At 59.0% G+C, this 18274-nt stretch carries 16 protein-coding genes; 5 read left to right on the top strand and 11 right to left on the bottom strand.

Annotation, left to right across the window (positions count from 1 at the left end; all coding sequences use genetic code 11):
- Nucleotides 1-739: 739 nt before the first annotated feature.
- The 3 genes from pflB to ycaO all read right to left on the bottom strand — a co-directional run bounded on the left by pflB (nucleotide 740) and on the right by ycaO (nucleotide 6054).
- Nucleotides 740-3022 (bottom strand): formate C-acetyltransferase, encoded by a 2283-nt coding sequence (pflB, locus tag H7R73_RS13430; RefSeq protein WP_010674504.1) that lies wholly within the window; start codon nucleotides 3020-3022, stop codon nucleotides 740-742.
- A gap of 41 nt (nucleotides 3023-3063) precedes the next feature.
- The gene (gene focA, locus H7R73_RS13425; protein WP_010674505.1) at nucleotides 3064-3912 is read right to left on the bottom strand and encodes a formate transporter FocA; all 849 of its coding nucleotides are present in this window, start codon (nucleotides 3910-3912) and stop codon (nucleotides 3064-3066) included.
- 381 nt (nucleotides 3913-4293) lie between these two features.
- Nucleotides 4294-6054 (bottom strand): 30S ribosomal protein S12 methylthiotransferase accessory factor YcaO, encoded by a 1761-nt coding sequence (gene ycaO, locus H7R73_RS13420; protein WP_103260004.1) that lies wholly within the window; start codon nucleotides 6052-6054, stop codon nucleotides 4294-4296.
- Nucleotides 6055-6389: 335 nt separating this feature from the next.
- Here ycaO and H7R73_RS13415 point away from each other — a divergent pair, with 335 nt between their 5' ends.
- A complete protein-coding gene (locus H7R73_RS13415; protein ID WP_103260005.1) occupies nucleotides 6390-7073 on the top strand; it encodes a B3/B4 domain-containing protein in 684 nt (227 codons plus the stop codon).
- Nucleotides 7074-7299: 226 nt separating this feature from the next.
- Here H7R73_RS13415 and sugE read toward each other — a convergent pair whose 3' ends face one another.
- Nucleotides 7300-7614: a quaternary ammonium compound efflux SMR transporter SugE gene (gene sugE / locus H7R73_RS13410; RefSeq protein WP_042016284.1), complete on the bottom strand. Its 315-nt coding sequence runs from the start codon at nucleotides 7612-7614 to the stop codon at nucleotides 7300-7302.
- Nucleotides 7615-7954: 340 nt separating this feature from the next.
- Between sugE and asd the strand changes: the two genes are divergently transcribed.
- Nucleotides 7955-9067 (top strand): aspartate-semialdehyde dehydrogenase, encoded by a 1113-nt coding sequence (gene asd / locus H7R73_RS13405; protein ID WP_103260006.1) that lies wholly within the window; start codon nucleotides 7955-7957, stop codon nucleotides 9065-9067.
- A gap of 116 nt (nucleotides 9068-9183) precedes the next feature.
- Here the strand turns inward: asd and cspD are convergent, their stop codons facing one another.
- Nucleotides 9184-9402, bottom strand: coding sequence for a cold shock-like protein CspD (gene cspD, locus H7R73_RS13400; protein WP_010674510.1), 219 nt, complete (start codon nucleotides 9400-9402; stop codon nucleotides 9184-9186).
- A 228-nt stretch (nucleotides 9403-9630) separates the two neighbouring features.
- On the opposite strand from cspD, the gene clpS reads away from it, so the two are divergent.
- Both clpS and clpA read left to right on the top strand, forming a co-directional pair.
- Complete coding sequence (gene clpS / locus H7R73_RS13395; protein WP_005325410.1) at nucleotides 9631-9948, top strand: ATP-dependent Clp protease adapter ClpS; 318 nt, start codon at nucleotides 9631-9633, stop codon at nucleotides 9946-9948.
- 60 nt (nucleotides 9949-10008) lie between these two features.
- Complete coding sequence (gene clpA / locus H7R73_RS13390) at nucleotides 10009-12261, top strand: ATP-dependent Clp protease ATP-binding subunit ClpA (protein WP_010674511.1); 2253 nt, start codon at nucleotides 10009-10011, stop codon at nucleotides 12259-12261.
- A gap of 69 nt (nucleotides 12262-12330) precedes the next feature.
- Here the strand turns inward: clpA and infA are convergent, their stop codons facing one another.
- The 3 genes from infA to aat all read right to left on the bottom strand — a co-directional run bounded on the left by infA (nucleotide 12331) and on the right by aat (nucleotide 14038).
- A complete protein-coding gene (gene infA / locus H7R73_RS13385) occupies nucleotides 12331-12549 on the bottom strand; it encodes a translation initiation factor IF-1 (protein ID WP_005300033.1) in 219 nt (72 codons plus the stop codon).
- Between the two features lie 68 nt (nucleotides 12550-12617).
- Nucleotides 12618-13334 carry an arginyltransferase gene (locus tag H7R73_RS13380; RefSeq protein WP_041215290.1) on the bottom strand — a complete coding sequence of 239 codons (717 nt, stop codon included), beginning with the start codon at nucleotides 13332-13334 and terminating at the stop codon, nucleotides 12618-12620.
- The gene (aat, locus tag H7R73_RS13375; protein WP_182951165.1) at nucleotides 13331-14038 is read right to left on the bottom strand and encodes a leucyl/phenylalanyl-tRNA--protein transferase; all 708 of its coding nucleotides are present in this window, start codon (nucleotides 14036-14038) and stop codon (nucleotides 13331-13333) included. The genes H7R73_RS13380 and aat overlap by 4 nt, the downstream gene beginning before the upstream one ends.
- Before the next feature lie 17 nt (nucleotides 14039-14055).
- Between aat and H7R73_RS13370 the strand changes: the two genes are divergently transcribed.
- Complete coding sequence (locus H7R73_RS13370) at nucleotides 14056-14526, top strand: glycine zipper 2TM domain-containing protein (protein ID WP_010674514.1); 471 nt, start codon at nucleotides 14056-14058, stop codon at nucleotides 14524-14526.
- Between the two features lie 83 nt (nucleotides 14527-14609).
- On the opposite strand, the gene H7R73_RS13365 is transcribed toward H7R73_RS13370, so the two are convergent.
- The 3 genes from H7R73_RS13365 to ald form a co-directional block, all read right to left on the bottom strand.
- Complete coding sequence (locus tag H7R73_RS13365; RefSeq protein ID WP_029314438.1) at nucleotides 14610-15851, bottom strand: diguanylate cyclase; 1242 nt, start codon at nucleotides 15849-15851, stop codon at nucleotides 14610-14612.
- A gap of 58 nt (nucleotides 15852-15909) precedes the next feature.
- A complete protein-coding gene (gene trxB, locus H7R73_RS13360) occupies nucleotides 15910-16860 on the bottom strand; it encodes a thioredoxin-disulfide reductase (RefSeq protein WP_010674516.1) in 951 nt (316 codons plus the stop codon).
- A 183-nt stretch (nucleotides 16861-17043) separates the two neighbouring features.
- Complete coding sequence (gene ald, locus H7R73_RS13355; protein ID WP_182951163.1) at nucleotides 17044-18159, bottom strand: alanine dehydrogenase; 1116 nt, start codon at nucleotides 18157-18159, stop codon at nucleotides 17044-17046.
- Nucleotides 18160-18274: the final 115 nt, after the last annotated feature.

Genomic DNA, 18274 nt, shown 5'->3' with positions numbered 1-18274 from the left:
TGAGAGGTCGCCCCTGACGCAGCCAGCCCCCGTTAAACCGCATCCATGACACAAGGGCTGCAGAGCACACTCTGCAGCCCTTGTAGCTTTCTGGCGCTTGCTAGCGATGTAGAGTGGTTTCCCCTCACCCTTACCCTCTCCCAAGGGGAGAGGGAATAGATCGAGGTTGCTATGCAAAACTCGTGGTGGTCGAGCATGGTTCTGCTCTGCTTTTCTGAGAACCTGAGAACCTGAGAACCTGAGAACCTGAGAACCTGAGAACCTGAGAACCTGAGAACCTGAGAACCTGAGAACCTGAGAACCTGAGAACCTGAGAACCTGAGAACCTGAGAACCTGAGAACCTGAGAACCTGAGAACCTGAGAACCTGAGAACCTGAGAACCTGAGAACCTGAGAACCTGAGAACCTGAGAACCTGAGAACCTGAGAACCTGAGAACCTGAGAACCTGAGAACCTGAGAACCTGAGAACCTGAGAACCTGAGTACCTGAGTACCTGAGTACCTGAGTGCCTGAGTGCCTGAGTGCCTGAGTGCCGGTGGCACATCCGTGCATCAAGCGCAGGAGGGGAGTGGAGAGGGGCATCATAGAGAGGGGCGTTAGGAGGCTAACGTCTGGTCGAGCCTGCGGGTCAGAGCCCACGAGCCAGCGGGCCTGGGAGGTGGGAAGCGGCTTGCACACTGCCAAACAGCCATAAAAAAACCGGCGCCTGGGCGCCGGTTTTGTTTCACCGAGACGCTATTACAGAGAAGCGGTGAAGGTACGGGTGATGACGTCTTGCTGTTGCTCCTTGGTCAAGGAGTTGAAGCGAACGGCATAACCGGATACGCGGATGGTCAACTGCGGATATTTCTCCGGGTTTTCCATGGCGTCCAGCAGCATTTCACGGTTCATCACGTTGACGTTCAGGTGCTGACCACCTTCCAGGTTGGCTTCGTGGTGGAAGTAACCATCCATCAGGCCGGCCAGGTTGGCTTTCTGGGCTTCCATGTCTTTACCCAGGGCGTTCGGCACGATGGAGAAGGTATAGGAGATACCATCTTTGGCGTAGGCGAACGGCAGCTTGGCGACGGACGTCAGGGAAGCAACGGCACCCTTCTGGTCACGACCGTGCATCGGGTTGGCACCCGGGCCGAACGGCGCACCGGCGCGACGACCATCCGGGGTGTTACCGGTCTTCTTGCCGTACACCACGTTGGAGGTGATGGTCAGCACGGACTGGGTAGCCACGGCACCGCGGTAGGTGTTGAGCTTCTGAATCTTCTTCATGAAGCGCTCGACCAGGTCGCAGGCGATGTCATCGACGCGAGCGTCGTTGTTGCCGAACTGCGGGTACTCGCCTTCGATTTCGAAGTCGATGGAGACGCCATCGGCATCACGTACCGGCTTGACCTTGGCGTACTTGATGGCAGACAGGGAGTCAGCGGCGACGGACAGACCGGCGATACCACAGGCCATGGTGCGATAGACGTCACGGTCGTGCAGCGCCATCAGGGAGGCTTCGTAGCTGTACTTGTCGTGCATGTAGTGGATGATGTTCAGGGCGGCGACATACTGCTTGGCCAGCCAGTCCATGAAGTGATCCAGTCTGTCCATCACGTCGTTGTAGTCGAGGTACTCGGAGGTGACCATTTCGGTCTTCGGACCGACCTGGATCTTGAGCTTCTCGTCCATACCGCCGTTGATTGCATACAGCATGGTCTTGGCCAAGTTGGCACGGGCACCGAAGAACTGCATCTGTTTGCCGACGATCATCGGGGACACACAGCAAGCGATGGCGTAGTCATCGTTGTTGAAGTCCGGACGCATCAGGTCGTCGTTCTCGTACTGAACGGAAGAGGTCTCGATGGATACCTTGGCGCAGTACTTCTTGAAACCGACCGGCAGCTTCTCGGACCACAGGATGGTCAGGTTCGGCTCAGGGGACGGGCCCATGGTGTACAGGGTGTTCAGCATACGGAAGCTGTTCTTGGTGACCAGGGTACGGCCATCAACGCCCATACCGGCCAGGGTCTCGGTGGCCCACATCGGGTCGCCGGAGAACAGTGAATCGTATTCCGGGGTACGCAGGAAGCGAACCATACGCAGCTTCATGACCATGTGGTCCATCAGCTCCTGGGCTTCTTGCTCGGTGATCAGGCCTTTTTGCAGGTCACGCTCGATGTAGATGTCCAGGAAGCTGGAGGTACGACCGAAGGACATGGCCGCGCCGTTCTGGGACTTGACCGCCGCCAGGTAGGCGAAGTAGGTCCACTGTACGGCTTCTTTGGCGGTCTTGGCCGGTACGGAGATGTCGCAGCCATATTTGGCAGCCATCACCTTCATCTGTGCCAGGGCACGGTGCTGCTCGGAGATCTCTTCGCGCAGACGGATGGTGGCTTCCAGGTTGACACCGTTTTCCAGGTCAGCCTGCAGGGACTTGAACTGAGCCAGTTTGTCGGCCATCAGGAAGTCGATACCGTACAGGGCAACACGGCGGTAGTCACCGATGATGCGGCCACGGCCGTAGGCATCCGGCAGACCGGTGATGACGCCGGACTTGCGGCAGTTCAGGATGTCTTTGGTGTAGACGTCGAACACGCCCTGGTTGTGAGTCTTGCGGTACTCGGTGAAGATCTTCTCGACCATGGGGTCAAGCTGACGACCGTACACTTCGCAAGAGGTCTTGACCATCTTGATACCGCCGTTGGCGATGATGGCGCGCTTGAGCGGCTTGTCGGTCTGCAGACCAACGATTTGCTCCAGGCTCTGGTCGATATAGCCGGCATCGTGAGCGGTAATGGTGGAGGGCAGGTCGGTATCAAAATCGACCGGCGCGTGAGTGCGGTTCTCGATCTTGATGCCTTCCATGACCTTGTCCCACAGCTTGGTGGTGGCTTCGGTCGCGCCAGCCAGGAAGGACTCGTCACCTTCATACGGGGTGTAGTTCTTCTGGATGAAGTCACGGGTGTTGACAGAGGTCTGCCATTCACCGGCTGCGAAGCCTTCCCATGCTTTTTGGAACTGTTCGTTAAGTTCTGCCATTTTCATTACCTCTCAAGGTATTTATGTGTCTGCCGCCATCCTTAATGATGGCGACGGAAGATAAACCAGTAAGTCAGCCCAACCATGACGCCACCACCAATGATATTACCGATGGTGACAGGAATGAGGTTGTGCAGGACGAAGTTGGATACGGTCAGGTCGGCAAAGGTTGCCGGATCCTGGCCGATGGCCTGCCAGAATTCCGGGCTCGCGACGCTGTGGATGGCGATACCGACCGGGATCATAAACATGTTTGCGATGCTGTGCTCGAAACCTGAGGCCACGAACATGGCGACGGGGAGCAACATCACCATCACCTTGTCGGTGGCGCTGCGGGCGCCGAAGGCCATCCACACGGCGAGACACACCATGAGGTTGCAGAGGATGCCAAGGGCCACGGCCTCGAAGAAGGTGTGATGGATCTTGTGCTGGGCCACTTTCATGGCGTTCAGCCCCCACTGACCATCCGCTGCCGTGTATTCCGCCGACATGATGATGAGGCCGACGATGATGAGACCGCCGATGAGGTTGCCGAAGTAGACCAGTCCCCAGTTCTTGAGCAGCTGGGCCCAGCTGATGCGATTCGCCGCCTTGGCTACCAGGGTGAGGGTAGTGGAGGTGAACAGTTCGGCGCCGAGCAGGACGCAGAGGATGAGACCGAGGGAGAAGCAGATGCCGCCCACCAGCTTGGACATGCCCCAGGCCATGCCGCTTGAGCCCGTGGTGACGGTGATATAGAAGACGAAGGCGATGGCGATGAAGGCGCCAGCGGTGATGGCCAGGGGAATGACCTTGTATGCGGGCTTGGTGGCCTTGGCATAGGTAATGTCTTCAGCCAGGGCGGCGATGGCTTCGGGCTTCAGACAATCAAAGGGAGATTCTGCTTTCAATTCTCAGTACCTGCATATTTTGCCTGTGGAAATCATAACAAAGGGACTGATCCCCAAAATTGACTCCGATCAAGAATTACAGATTGTGAATGTAATTTTACTACAGGATTTTTCGCCATCCGGAAGCGTTTCTTTACACCAGGTTTCAGGTGAAACAGAAATGGGTCTGTTATTAATTTTATGATTTTTAAGAACTTATAAAGGGCGCCCTGAAAAACGTACCGGCCAGGCACCTGTGCGGCCGCACTGCACCATGAGTGCCAAATTAACAACCCCCTAAGAGGTATTTTTTGTCTTTTATTTCATCTTTGTGGCACGGCCAGCCAAAGCGTAGACCATAAAACAGAAGGGGCCATAAGGCCCCTTCGTCACACTAGCATATCAGTTCCAGGTATGGATTCGTTTGGCTTTTTGCAATTTCTCGTAAGCGGCCAGCAGTTTCTGGTGCAGCGGGAACTGGGAGAGGGAGAGATCGGCGGCTTCCAGACCGTGGAAGCGCGCCTCGCCGCGGGCGTTGGCCCACGCCTGTGCCAGGGTCTCTTCCCCGAACATGCGGGCGAACACCGGGCGGTACTGCTCGGGGTCTCGATCCTCGTCGAGGAAAAGCTCGACGCAGGCGCGCAGGGCGCGGTAGTAAGCGGCGCGATCCGCCGGGAACACCGACTGGTTGAACTCCATGGTCCAGTCGATGAGGTCGAGGGCGCTCTCCAGGTCGCCTGCGGCCAGCGCCAGCATGGCTTTGAGCTCACCGACGCGCAGGGTGTGCAGGGCAGTGCCCTTGGCGGCGGCGATGCCGAGCAGCTCGCGCACCCGGGTCCGCTCGTCGTGACCCTCTTCATCCAGCTGGTCGAACAGGGCCATGTACTGCTCTGCGTCCCACTCGAGCGCCGGCAGCGCCAGGATGGTCTCCCGCAGGTGGGCCCCCATGGTGTTGTTGGCCAGCAGCAGATCTTCCACCGGATAGATGTCGGACATGCCGGGCACCAGGATACGGCAGGCGTAGACACCCAGGTGCTCGTAGTCGGCGATGTAGACCGGCTGCTCCAGCTCGTGGAAGATGCCGATCAGGTGGTCGAACTCTTCTTGCGAGGTGCCACGGAAGTCCCAGTCGGCAAACTCGAAGTCGGACTCTTCCTTGAACAGATCCCAGCTGATGAGGCCGGAGGAGTCGATGAAGTGGGTCTCCAGGTTGTGGTGATCCGCCACCTGCTCGTTGTCAAACGACGGCGGTACGAAGACGTCCAGATCCTTGAGGCTGCGCCCTTGCAGCAGTTCGGTGACGGTGCGTTCGAAGGCGACCTCGAAGCGCGGGTGGGCGCCGAAGGAGGCAAAGCAGGTGCCGTTGCTCGGGTTGAGCAGCACCACGCAGATGACCGGATAACGGCCGCCGAGGGAGGCATCGAAGCTGTAGATGGGGAAGCCTTCGGCCTCCAGTGCATCGATGGACGCCTTGATGCCGGGGTAACGGGCGATGACCTCGCCCGGGATCTGGGGCAGGCTGATGGCCTCGGCGATGATCTTGTTCTTCACGTGGCGCTCGAACACCTCCGACAGCCCCTGGGTGCGGGCTTCGGTGCGGGTGTTGCCGGCGCTCATGCCGTTGGAAACATACAGGTTGCCGACGATGTTCATCGGGATGTAGACGGTCTGGTGATCAGACTGGCGCTCGAAGGGCAGGGCGACGATGCCGCGTTCCTCGTTGCCGGATTGCAGGTCCACCAGCATGTCGGCGGTCACTTCACCGTCCGGGTTGTAGAACTTGCGGGTGAAGGAGTCGAGCAGACCAGTGGGAAGCTGATCCCCCTCGATGGGGAACCACTTCTCGTTCGGGTAGTGGACGAAGTCGCCATTGGCGACCTGCTCGCCCAGGTAGAAATCGGCGAAGAAGTAGTTGGTGGAGAGACGCTCGAAATACTCGCCAAGGGCGGAGGCGAGCGCCGCCTTCTTGCTGGCACCCTTGCCGTTGGTGAAGCAGAGGGCGCACTCCTTGTCCCGGATGTGCACGGACCAGACGTTGGGCACGGGGTTGAGCCAGGAGGCCTCTTCGATATCAAACCCCAGGGCTTGCAGCTTGGTCTGGAAGCGTTCGATGGAGTCTTCCAGCGCTGCGTCCTTGCCGGGAATAAAAGTGTGGTCGGTCATCACAATATCCTGATTTTATGGGCTCATGTTTGGACGCAGATAATAGCATGAGTGACGGGGAAAGCGGCCAGGGCAATGGTGTGGGCTTGCCCAGGTCTGCATTGGATGGGCGGGGTGTGGTAGTGGGGCCGGGCGGTGCGCTGCGGGGCGGCGATTTTTCATGGGAAAGAGGGTTGAGTCATCAGTTTTACTTAACATAATTAAGATAAAGTAAATTTTATTATGACCCTGTGCCCTTCATCATGGTGTCAACCGTTGGCGGGGGAAGGAAAAGAGGGGAGCGCCCGTGCCCGTTCCGCCCCCCCGTCTTGATGAACCTTGACCAGGAGTGCTGAATGTTCCCGATGATCCCCCGTATCGACCCCGAGATAGCCAGGTTGGCGCCGGGTTTTTGTGCCCTCAGCATCGTGGTGGAAGCCGCCCCCGTGATTGACACTCTGGTGGGGGAGCGGGCCCTGGCCCGGGCATGTGCGGCCCTTGGCACCGACGAGGCCCCCTGGGCCCTTGAACATCTGGCCGCCTGGGATCAGGTGTTCAAGGGGTTTGGCGCCAAGCCTGCCCGCACGCCCTGTTCGGCCCAGGCACTGCGCAAGCGGGTGCTGCGCGATGGCGTCTTGCCCGCCATCGATCCCGTGGTGGATCTCTACAACGCCATCAGCATCGAGTATGCCATTCCCGTGGGCGGGGAGGATCTGGCGGCCTATGTGGGGACGCCGCGCCTGGTGATTGCCGATGGCAGCGAATGCTTTGACACCCTCAAAGAAGGGCTGCCAATCCAGGAGGCACCGGCTCCCGGAGAGGTGGTGTGGCGGGACGATCTCGGCGTCACCTGTCGCCGCTGGAACTGGCGCCAGGGGATCCGCACTCGCCTGAGCCTCTCTTCCCCCCGGATGTGGTTCATTCTGGAGTGTCTGCCGCCGATGCCGCGCACGGCCTTGTGGGATGCCGGCGACAGGCTGATTGCCGGTCTCACGCAGATGATGCCTGGGGCCCGCATCGAGCAGACGCTGGTGGAGTGATTGAAGGAGCAGACGAAAAGATAAAAGGAGGCACCCCATGCTCGCCCGGGCGGTCATGGGGCAGATCTTGCTCGCCATCACGCGCCATGCCACGTCTGTGCCACCCGCCTTTACTCAACGCCTGCGAACACATCAGCAAGCAGAGGAACACAGCAACACGCCGGGCTGACATCGCCCCCTGGAGCTTGCCACGTCGGGGCCGGTGTACCCGGCCCTTTCAGCGCGCCTAACCGATGAATTTCAGACCCAGAATGCCGACGATGATGAGCAGCAGGCAGAGCACCCGGGCCAGGGTGGCCGGTTCGTTGAACAGCCAGATCCCCATCAGCACGGTGCCGACCGCGCCGATACCGGTCCAGACCGCGTAGGCGGTGCCAAGGGGCAATTGCTTGACCGCCATGGCGAGCAGCAGCACGCTCACCCCCATGGCACTCAGGGTCAGCAGGGTGGGGAGGGGACGGCTGAAACCGTCGGTGTACTTGAGGCCAATGGCCCAGGCGACCTCGAACAGGCCGGCCAACAGCAGGAGCAACCACGACATAAGGCAGATTCCGCAGGAAGCAGGGTCGTCCCTGCGTATCAGGAGGCCTCGGGGCCGTCCCCGAGGGGCAGCGGGGCTGCCGGTCGGTCTCAATGATGCCCCAACTGGAAGCAGGATGCCAACCGGCTGCCCGCAGGTCGGCCAGGCCGACGGATATTGCAGCGAATGGCACAGAATATTGCGCAATTCGACTTGCGCCCGCCGTCACAATCCGTAATGTGGACAGACGCATTTTTTGCAACTCATATATTGTGAATCCCTTGTAAACGGCTGGCGCCAAGGCAGGGGGTCACGGGTACCACACACGATTTCTATAAGCAGCTATCCAGGGTAGGACATTATGAAAAAAGTAGGTTTGGTCGGTTGGCGTGGCATGGTGGGTTCGGTCTTGATGAGCCGGATGCAGGAAGAGAAGGATTTTGCCCGCATTCAACCCACCTTCTTCACCACCTCCCAGGCCGGTGAGGCCGCCCCCAATTTTGGTGTCGATGCCGGCACCTTGCAGGACGCCTTCGATCTCGAGGCGCTGGCCGCACAGGACGTCATCATCACCGCCCAGGGCGGCGACTACACCAAGGATGTTTATCCGCGTCTGAAAGCCGCCGGCTGGCAGGGCTACTGGATTGACGCCGCCTCCTCCCTGCGCATGGAGAAGGACGCTGTCATCATCCTGGATCCGGTCAACGGCGACGTCATCGAGGATGCCCTGAACAACGGCATCAAGACCTTCGTTGGCGGCAACTGCACCGTCAGCCTGATGCTGCTGGCCCTGGGTGGCCTGTTCAAGGCCGATCTGGTGGAGTGGGTGAGCGTGGCCACCTATCAGGCGGCCTCCGGTGGTGGTGCCCGCCACATGCGCGAGCTGGTCACCCAGATGGGCATGCTGCGGGATGAAGTGGCGGTGGAGCTGGCGGATCCAGCCTCCGCCATCCTCGACATCGAGCGCAAGATCACCGAGAAGACCCGCTCCGGCACCCTGCCGGTGGACAACTTCGGTGTGCCGCTGGCCGGTGGCCTCATCCCCTGGATCGACACCAAGCTCGACAACGGCCAGAGCCGTGAAGAGTGGAAGGGCCAGGCCGAGACCAACAAGATCCTGGGCATCGAAAACGCCGCCATTCCGGTGGATGGTCTGTGCGTGCGCATCGGCGCCCTGCGCTGCCACAGCCAGGCCTTCACCATCAAGATGAAAAAAGACGTGCCGCTGGCCGAAATCGAAGCCCTGCTGGCTGCCCACAACGACTGGGTCAAGGTGATCCCCAACGATCGCGACATCACCGCCCGCGAGCTGACCCCGGCTGCCGTTACCGGCACCCTCAGCATCCCGGTGGGTCGTCTGCGCAAGCTCAACATGGGCCCGGAGTACCTGGCCGCCTTTACCGTGGGTGACCAGCTGCTGTGGGGCGCCGCCGAGCCGCTGCGCCGCATGCTGAACATCCTGCTGGCTCGCTGAGGTAGCGGCAGCAGGGAACAGGGAAGGCCTTGCCTTTCTTGTTCCCCTCTTCGTGCCTGTCCATAAAAAAGCGGCATCCCTTGGGATGCCGCTTTTTAATTTATCCAGTTTGACTCTTAGATGTTCTGTGCTTCGTTTGGCACGATGACAGAGGCATGATTTCCTTTCGGCCCCTGCTGCAGTTCAAAGTTGACTGCCTGACCTGCTTTCAAGGTCTTGTAACCTTCCATTTGAATCGTGGAGTAGTGAGCGAAGATGTCTTCACCACCGCCTTCCGGACAGATAAACCCAAATCCTTTTGCGTTGTTGAACCACTTGACTGTTCCGGTTGCCATACATCTACATCCTTTTATTGATTACCCTGAAGTCGTTGAGTAACCTGCGCCAGCCTTATATAACTAGGGCATGACCCCGTAGCAGACGGGCGCCGATTAGCAAGTAACCAATCTAGTCCAACTTTTAAGCGAGTCAAGAAGTTGTTAACAACCGATGTGATCTGGTTAACAAGTCTATTGACAATCTTGAGCGACACGGTAGTAATCTAGAGGTACCAAAGCGCAACTATGAGCAAGCAGAAAGAACTCTTTGCTAATGAAGAGATTGCAGAAGCAGAGAAAACGAAGCTGCAACCGCCACCCATGTACAAGGTCGTCCTGAACAACGACGACTACACACCGATGGAGTTCGTGGTGGAGGTGCTGCAAAGGTTCTTTGGTATGGATCTGGAGAAGGCCACTCAGGTGATGCTGAGCGTGCATTATAGTGGTAAGGGAGTCTGCGGCACATTTACCGCCGAGATTGCCGAGACCAAAGTGGTCCAGGTCAACACCTATTCACGTAACAACGAACATCCACTGCTATGTACCATGGAAAAGGCTTGAATCTGATGACTTGATGGCGATAACGACACCGCATTGTTGCTGTACTGAGGGGAGGTGCCTATGTTGAACAAAGATCTAGAAAAGACGCTGAACGAGGCTTTCAAGCTGGCCCGTGACGAGCGCCACGAATTCATGACCGTCGAGCACCTGTTGTTGGCCCTGCTGGATAACAGCTCAGCCCATGAGGCGCTGAGTTCATGTGGTGCGGATGTGGAACAGATGCGCAAAGAGATCCGCGCCTTCATCAATCAAACGACCCCGCTCATCCCCCGTGACGACGAAGACAGGGAAACCCAGCCGACGCTGGGCTTCCAGCGCGTGCTGCAACGTGCCGTCTTCCATGTCCAGTCGTCCGGCAATACCGAGGTGAGCGGTGCCAATGTCCTGGTCGCCATCTTCAGCGAACAAGAGTCCCAGGCCGCCTACTTCCTGAAAAAAGCCGAAATAAGCCGCCTGGATGTGGTGAACTTCCTGTCCCACGGGGTGCGCAAGGACAACAAGCCCGAGAGTGGTGGCAACAATGCGGAATCTGATGACGAGGTATCCTCTGCCCAGATAGAAAGCTTTGCCACCAACCTCAACCAGCTGGTGCTGGAGGGGCGCATCGATCCGCTCATCGGCCGTGATCAGGAGCTCAATCGTACCATTCAGGTATTGTGCCGCCGCCGCAAGAACAACCCCTTGCTGGTCGGGGAAGCCGGCGTGGGCAAGACCGCCATCGCCGAAGGGCTTGCCTACCGTATCGTCAAGGGGGATGTGCCCGAGGTGATTGCGGGTAGCACCATCTACTCCCTGGACATGGGCTCCCTGCTGGCGGGCACCAAGTATCGTGGTGACTTCGAGAAGCGCCTCAAGGTGCTGCTCAAGCAGATCGAACGTCAGGAGGGGGCCATCCTCTTCATCGACGAGATCCACACCATCATTGGCGCTGGTGCGGCTTCCGGTGGCCAGCTGGATGCGGCCAACCTCATCAAGCCGCTGCTCTCCAATGGTTTGCTGCGCTGCGTGGGCTCCACCACCTACCAGGAATATGCCCAGATCTTCGAGAAGGACAGGGCCCTTGCTCGCCGCTTCCAGAAGATCGACATCGTCGAACCCACAGTAGACGACACCACTCGCATTCTGATGGGACTCAAGAGCCGTTATGAGTCTCACCATGGCGTGCGTTACACCGTCAAGGCGATCCGGGCGGCGGTGGAGCTCTCCGCCAAGTACATCAATGATCGCCATCTGCCTGACAAGGCCATCGACGTCATCGACGAAGCGGGGGCAGGGCAACGCCTCTTGCCCGTCAGCAAGCGCAAGAAGGTGATCAATGTGCCGGAAATCGAAGCCATTGTTGCCAAGATTGCCCGTATTCCCGAGAAATCTGTCTCCTCCTCCGACAAGGAAGTGCTGAAGAACCTGGAGCGTAATCTCAAGATGGTGGTGTTCGGGCAGGACAAGGCCATCGAGGTGCTGACCGATGCCATTCGGTTGTCACGTTCAGGGCTTGGCAACGAACGCCGACCTGTGGGCTGCTTCCTGTTTGCCGGCCCGACCGGGGTGGGCAAGACCGAAGTGACCCAGCAACTGGGCAAGGCGCTCGGGGTCGAGGTATTGCGATTTGACATGTCGGAATACATGGAACGCCATACCGTGTCCCGGTTGATCGGGGCTCCTCCCGGTTACGTGGGATTCGAGCAGGGAGGGCTGTTGACCGACTCCGTCCTCAAGCATCCGCACTCCGTCGTGCTGCTTGACGAGATCGAGAAGGCGCACCCGGATGTCTTCAACCTGCTGCTGCAGGTGATGGACAACGGCACCCTGACGGACAACAACGGGCGCAAGGCAGATTTTCGCAATGTGATCCTGGTGATGACCACCAACGCAGGGGTTCAGGAAACCCAGCGCAAGTCCATCGGCTTCCAGCAGCAGGACATGAGCCACGATGCCATGGCGGTGATCAACAAGACGTTCAGTCCGGAGTTCCGCAACCGGCTCGATCACACCATCTGGTTCAACCATCTCGACATGGGAGTGATCCATCAGGTGGTCGACAAGTTCATCGTCGAGCTGCAGGTTCAGCTGGATGCCAAGGGCGTTTCACTGGAGGTGTCTGAAGAGGCGCGCCACTGGTTGGCAGAGAAAGGGTATGACAGGGCAATGGGGGCAAGACCCATGGGCCGGGTCATTCAGGAGCACCTCAAGAAGCCCCTGGCCAACGAGATCCTGTTCGGTTCCCTGGTCGATGGCGGCATTGTGAAGGTCGAGCTGGTGAACAACAGCCTCAGCTTTGATTTTCAGGTCAACGTTGAAGCTGTCTCTCACTGACTGTGAGCAAGGCCGGAAATGACAAAAAACCCCAACCGAGAGGCTGGGGTTTTTTGCTGAATTCCTGGCTTAGCGAGAGCGGAAAACAATACGTCCCTTGGAGAGATCGTACGGAGTCAGAGCCACCGTTACTTTGTCCCCAGTCAGGATACGGATGTAGTTTTTGCGCATCTTGCCGGAAATATGAGCGATAACCACGTGACCATTTTCCAGTTCCACACGGAACATGGTATTGGGCAAGGTTTCGAGAATGGTACCCTGCATCTCAATACTGTCTTCTTTAGCCATTGAATCCTCTTGATAAGCCACAACAAAAAACCGCTGGATCATGCCGGATTTAAGGCTATGTGTAAAGTTTACTCGGGCTTGGTGTCGATTTTTTTCCATTCGCCCTGTACCAGCAGCTCATGGGGCAGGTATTGGCGCTTGTAATTCATCTTGCGGCACTCCTCCACCAGATACCCCAGATAGAGCCACTGACGACCGGTACGTCTGGCCAGTTCCAACTGGCTCAGGATGGCGAAGGTGCCGAGCGACCGGTCGGCATAGTCGGGGTCGAAGAAGGTGTACATGGCGCTCAGAGAGTGGGGAAGCAGGTCCGTGGTGGCCACGCCGATGAGGCGTCCCTCCTTGCGTATCTCCAGATAAAGGGGGGGCATCCAGTCGCAGTGCAGGAACCCCTTGTATTGGGTCCGGCTCGGAGGATACATGCTGCCATCCCGATGACGCTCACGGATATAGCGTTCATAGAGCTGGTAATACTCGGGCTTGTCGTCATAGCTCAGCACGAGTTCGAGATCCCGGTTCAACTGGCGGATGCGTTTCTGCCCACGGCTCGGGATGAAGCGTTCACTGTGTATGCGCAAGGATTGGCAGGCGCTGCAGGCGGGGCAGTGAGGACGATAGATGTCGTTGCCACTGCGCCGGAATCCTGCCGTCAGCAGCCGTTCGTACCCGGTGGCGTTGAGCAATTCATGGTCCATCAGGACCAGCAACTGCTCCTGCTCGTGACCGAGGTAGCTGCACGGGTGCCTGGGGGTCAGCCCGACCTTGAGGATCACTTCTTCACTCATAGGCTGATTCTCCTCGGTTGCCAGCATCCCTCTTGCAACGGTTGCCGGGTCAGGGTGGCCAGGGTGGTCAGAAAGCGCTGCCTTGGCCACTCCTGGACGCCCAGCGTGGCCAGAAAGTCGTTTTGCATCTGGCAGTCGATGAGGGCACCGCCATGCCCTGCAAAGTGGCGACAGAGGGCCACCATGGCCAGTTTGGCGCCATTGTCGATGCGGCTGAACATGGATTCACCACAAAAGAGTCTGCCCAGGGAGAGACCATAGAGACCTGCCTGCAACTGATCATCCTGCCAGACCTCGATGGAGTGGGCATGACCGAGGCGATGAAGGCGCCGATAGGCGTCGATCATGGGGGCACTTATCCAGGTGCCGCTGGCGGTGCGACGAGGCGCGGCGCAGGCTGCAATGACGTCATCAAAGGCGCGATTGATGTAAATCTCGAAGGGGGTGCGGCGCAAACACTTCTGCAGGCTGCGGCCGATGTGGAGTTCCTCGGGCACGATGGCTCCCCTGGGGTCCGGTGACCACCACAGCAGTGGCTGATGGGGTTCATTCCATGGAAAGATCCCGCTGTGGTAAGCTGCCAGCAATCGAGCGGGGGAGAGATCTCCCCCAATCGCGAGCAGCCCGTTGGGTTCTTCCAGCGCATGGCTGGGGGAGGGAAACCAGCACAGCTCATCATCCAGTTCGGTAAGATAGCGAGACATAAGGCAGAGGTTCATAGATGAAGGCCATTATCCTGATAGTATCCAGCTTGCTTGGCTTTGTCACGGCGCCGGCCTGGAGTGCAGTGTATGAACGCAACACGGCGCGTCCGGTGGAGCAGGTGGTCTTCGGCCAGGTGGATGCGGTGCGCAACATCACCCAGCGCCAGATGGTGGAATCAGAGCATTCCGGCTGGAAAACCCTGGGAGGGGCCGTGCTTGGCGGGCTGCTCGGCAACCAGTTTGGCGGTGGGCACGGGCGGGAAATTGCCACAGCGGTCGGGGCGCTGGCGGGAGCGGCGGCGGTGCAGCAGTTTCAGTCAGGGGGCAGCGTGGTGGAGAACAAGTTGGTGGAGCTGCTGATCCGCAACGAGCAGAACGGGCTCATCAACGTGATCCAGGATTACGATCCGGCCATGGTCTTTGCGCAGGGCGACAAGGTGCGCATCCTCTATTTCAACGATGGAGTGCGGGTCGACAAGACCTATTGAACGGTGAAGAAGGGATTGACCCGGCGGCCGCCACACAAGGGGCGCCGGGCGGTACTACACGGAGTGTCTCTGCTGATGCTTGCTCAGACGTCCTGACAGACTATCTTGTCTCGCCCGGTATTCTTTGCCTGATACAACTGGCGATCTGCCTCGCTCAGCGCCTCGTCCATGGAGAGCCGCCCGACATTGATGACGCCGAAACTGGCGCGCACAAAGAGCGATATCTCCCGCGACAGCGGTTGCTGGCGCATTTGCAGACGAAGCCCTTCCAGCCGCTTGAGCAGCACGGGAACGGGGCAGTGGGGCACCATCAGGGCAAATTCTTCGCCACCGAATCGGGCTATCATGGCATCCGGGAAGAACTGGGTGAGCAGCCTGGCCAGATGACAGAGCAGCTGATCGCCGATGGCGTGCCCCCAGTGATCATTGACCTGCTTGAAGTGATCCACGTCGAGCACGCACAGGGAGAGCTGCGCCTGATGGCGCTGATGCTCCTCGAACCACTTTTGACCCTCGTTGAACCAGTAGCGTCTGTTGTAAAGTCCGGTCAGGTAGTCTCGGTTGGCCGATTCCTGGATGTTGTTGAACTGCTCAAGAGCCTCCAGGTTGTGGCTGACCCGGCACTGCAGCTCCTCGGGTTCAAAGGGCTGATTGAGAAAATCATTCGCCCCTTGCTTGAGGTAGCGTGCCGAGAGGCCGTGCTTGTCCGACACCGAGATGCCGATGATGGCGAGCTGCTGCTTGCTGTAGCGCTCGCGCAGCATTCGCACCAGGCTGATGCCATCGATCTCCGGCATGTAGTAGTCCACCAGCATCAGGCGAATGGCGGGGTGCTGCTCGAGCTGCGCCAGCGCATCGCGGGCTGAATTGGCCTCGTGCACCTGCAACAACTGCTTGCGCAACTGGGCCGCGGTACGGTGACGGGAGGTGCGTGAATCGTCGACCACCAAGACTTCGATGGCCTGGTTGAGGTAGAGGCGGTGCACCAGACCGACGGCATATTGCAGGGAGTGACGTGAATCCTTCATCACATAGTCCAGCACCCCGGCCTCCAGCCAGGCTTCCCGCTTCTCTTCGCTGATGTCGGCCGTCAGGATCACCACCGGCAACCCACGCTCCCTCAGCACGTTGACAGCCTCTCCGCCGGGGGCGTCCGGCAGGGTGAGATCCACCAGGGCGACCACATAATCTTCCCCATGGCAATCGCGAGCCCCTTCAAGGGTATCGAACGCGTCGATTTCCAGTCCGGTCTGCTGCGCAATGGCCTGGGTCAGCATACGGCGTACCGTCAGGCTGTCTTCCACTATCATTATTTTTCGTTTCATCCTGCTCCTTGCAATAAAAAAGGGCATGCCAACTGGCATGCCCTTTATATCCTTCCGATTATTGTGCGTCCAGATATCGCTCTGCATCGAGGGCGGCCATGCAGCCGGTCCCTGCGGAGGTGATCGCCTGGCGGTAGACGTGGTCGGCCACGTCGCCGGCGGCGAACACGCCCGGGATACTGGTCTGGGTTGCGAACCCTTCCAGTCCGCCACGCACTTTCAGATAGCCGTTTTCCATCGCCAGCTGCCCTTCGAAGATCTGGGTGTTGGGCTGGTGACCGATGGCGATGAAGACCCCCATCAGCGGCAGCTCGGAGGTGGTGTCATCCCGGGTGCTGCGCAGGCGCACGCCGGTGACGCCCATGTCGTCACCCAGTACTTCGTCCAGGGTCTGATGGGTGTGCAGGACGATATTGCCGCTCTCGACCTTGTCGTTGAGGCGCTTGATCAGGATCTTCTCGGCGCGGAACTCGTCGCGGCGATGGATGAGGTGCACCTTCTTGGCGATGTTGGCCAGATAGAGTGCCTCTTCCACGGCGGTGTTGCCGCCGCCGACCACGGCCACTTCCTGATTGCGGTAGAAGAAGCCGTCACAGGTGGCGCAGGCGGAGACGCCGCGGCCCTTGAAGGCCTCTTCGGAGGGCAGACCCAGGTATTTGGCGGAGGCGCCGGTGGCGAGGATCAGTGCATCGCAGGTGTATTCACCGTTGTCGCCCTTGAGGCGGAAGGGACGCTCGGTCAGCGTCACTTCATTGATGTGATCAAAGAGGATGCGGGTATCGAACTTCTCTGCATGCTCTTTCATGCGCTCCATCAGGGCCGGGCCGGTCAGCCCTTCCGCGTCCCCTGGCCAGTTTTCCACTTCGGTGGTGGTGGTCAGCTGACCACCTTGCTGCATGCCGGTGATGAGCAGGGGATTGAGGTTGGCGCGAGCGGCATAGACGGCCGCAGTGTAACCTGCCGGGCCGGATCCCAGGATCAGCAGTTTGCTGTGAGTGACTTGGCTCATGATGTGATTTCCGAGACGTGATGAGTTTGCGCGATTGTAGGTAATTCGTGATCCGTGGTCAAAGGCCAGCGCATCGATTGGGGCAATCGCCAACAAGAGGGGTGAGCCGGGGATGGCAGGCATAAAAAAACCGCCCATCGCGGGCGGATTTTCACTCATCTACCTCCCTTTGCAGGGACGCGATCAGTTCAGCAGGGTCAGGGGATCCGTGTAAGCCAGGTTGTGGGCCACGGCAACCTCCTTGCAGGTGATTTTGCCCGCCATCACGTTCAGGCCGTGCAACAGGTGGGGATCGGCGAGCAGTGCGTTGCGATAGCCCTGTTCGGCCAGCTTGATGATGAAGGGGAGGGTGGCGTTGTTCAGGGCCACGGTGGAGGTCCGCGCCACCGCACCCGGCATGTTGGCCACGCAGTAGTGCACCACCTCGTCGACGATGAAGGTGGGATCTTCATGGGTGGTGGCATGGGAGGTCTCGACACAGCCGCCCTGATCGATGGCCACGTCCACGATGGCCGCACCGGGTTTCATGCGAGCAATGTGGTCACGGCTGACAAGTTTTGGCGCAGTGGCGCCAGGCACCAGCACGCCGCCGATGACCAGGTCCGCCGCCAGCAGATGACGCTCCAGGGTCTCGCGGTTGGAGTAGACCACCTTGGCAGCCCCTTGGAACTCGCTGTCGAGACGGCGCAGGGTATCGACGTTGTTGTCGAGGATGGTGACGTCGGCACGCAGGCCGACGGCCATGCGGGCTGCGTTGGAGCCCACCACACCACCACCGATGATCACCACCTTGGCCGGTTCCACACCGGGCACACCGCCGAACAGCACGCCGCTGCCGCCACGGGATTTCTCCAGTGCCTGGGCACCGGCCTGAATAGACATGCGTCCGGCCACTTCCGACATGGGGGCCAGCAGGGGCAGACCGCCACGACCGTCCGTGACGGTTTCATAGGCGATGCAGACGGCACCACTGTCGATGAGATCCTGGGTCTGGGCCAGGTCCGGCGCCAGATGCAGATAGGTAAAGAGGGTCTGGCCGGGACGCAGCATGGCCCGTTCCACTGCCTGGGGTTCCTTGACCTTGACGATCATCTCCGCCTTGGCGAAAACTTCGGCAGCGGAGGCCAGGATCTCGGCTCCGGCAGCCAGATAATCTGCGTCACTGAACCCAATGCCATTTCCTGCGCCGCTTTGGACGAAAACAGTATGGTTTCGTGCTGTCAGTTCACGTACACTGGCCGGAACCATGCCTACGCGATATTCATGGTTTTTTATTTCCTTAGGTACACCGATAATCATGCTATCCCTCGTCTATCGATTGGTGGTTTATGTTGCCTAGATGTTAAGCGACATTTGCGCCTAGTATATTCAGGTATTGACAGGATTTGTGACCATTATTATAAAATGACTGGTG

This window comes from Aeromonas sp. WP2-W18-CRE-05, assembly GCF_014168615.1.
Taxonomy (GTDB): Bacteria; Pseudomonadota; Gammaproteobacteria; order Enterobacterales; family Aeromonadaceae; genus Aeromonas; species Aeromonas caviae.
Note: the sequence above shows the minus strand (reverse complement) of the source record. Positions and strands in the feature narration are given on the sequence as shown.

Excerpts from the sequence above, each read along its gene's own strand:
- sugE (WP_042016284.1), bottom strand. The coding sequence starts at position 7,614 with ATGTCGTGGTTGCTCCTGCTGTTGGCCGGCCTGTTCGAGGTCGCCTGG.
- aat (WP_182951165.1), bottom strand. The coding sequence starts at position 14,038 with ATGTCTCGCTATCTTACCGAACTGGATGATGAGCTGTGCTGGTTTCCC.
- asd (WP_103260006.1), top strand. The coding sequence starts at position 7,955 with ATGAAAAAAGTAGGTTTGGTCGGTTGGCGTGGCATGGTGGGTTCGGTC.
- H7R73_RS13380 (WP_041215290.1), bottom strand. The coding sequence starts at position 13,334 with ATGAGTGAAGAAGTGATCCTCAAGGTCGGGCTGACCCCCAGGCACCCG.
- H7R73_RS13370 (WP_010674514.1), top strand. The coding sequence starts at position 14,056 with ATGAAGGCCATTATCCTGATAGTATCCAGCTTGCTTGGCTTTGTCACG.
- infA (WP_005300033.1), bottom strand. The coding sequence starts at position 12,549 with ATGGCTAAAGAAGACAGTATTGAGATGCAGGGTACCATTCTCGAAACC.
- H7R73_RS13365 (WP_029314438.1), bottom strand. The coding sequence starts at position 15,851 with ATGAAACGAAAAATAATGATAGTGGAAGACAGCCTGACGGTACGCCGT.
- cspD (WP_010674510.1), bottom strand. The coding sequence starts at position 9,402 with ATGGCAACCGGAACAGTCAAGTGGTTCAACAACGCAAAAGGATTTGGG.
- pflB (WP_010674504.1), bottom strand. The coding sequence starts at position 3,022 with ATGGCAGAACTTAACGAACAGTTCCAAAAAGCATGGGAAGGCTTCGCA.
- trxB (WP_010674516.1), bottom strand. The coding sequence starts at position 16,860 with ATGAGCCAAGTCACTCACAGCAAACTGCTGATCCTGGGATCCGGCCCG.
- H7R73_RS13415 (WP_103260005.1), top strand. The coding sequence starts at position 6,390 with ATGTTCCCGATGATCCCCCGTATCGACCCCGAGATAGCCAGGTTGGCG.
- ald (WP_182951163.1), bottom strand. The coding sequence starts at position 18,159 with ATGATTATCGGTGTACCTAAGGAAATAAAAAACCATGAATATCGCGTA.
- clpA (WP_010674511.1), top strand. The coding sequence starts at position 10,009 with ATGTTGAACAAAGATCTAGAAAAGACGCTGAACGAGGCTTTCAAGCTG.
- ycaO (WP_103260004.1), bottom strand. The coding sequence starts at position 6,054 with ATGACCGACCACACTTTTATTCCCGGCAAGGACGCAGCGCTGGAAGAC.
- clpS (WP_005325410.1), top strand. The coding sequence starts at position 9,631 with ATGAGCAAGCAGAAAGAACTCTTTGCTAATGAAGAGATTGCAGAAGCA.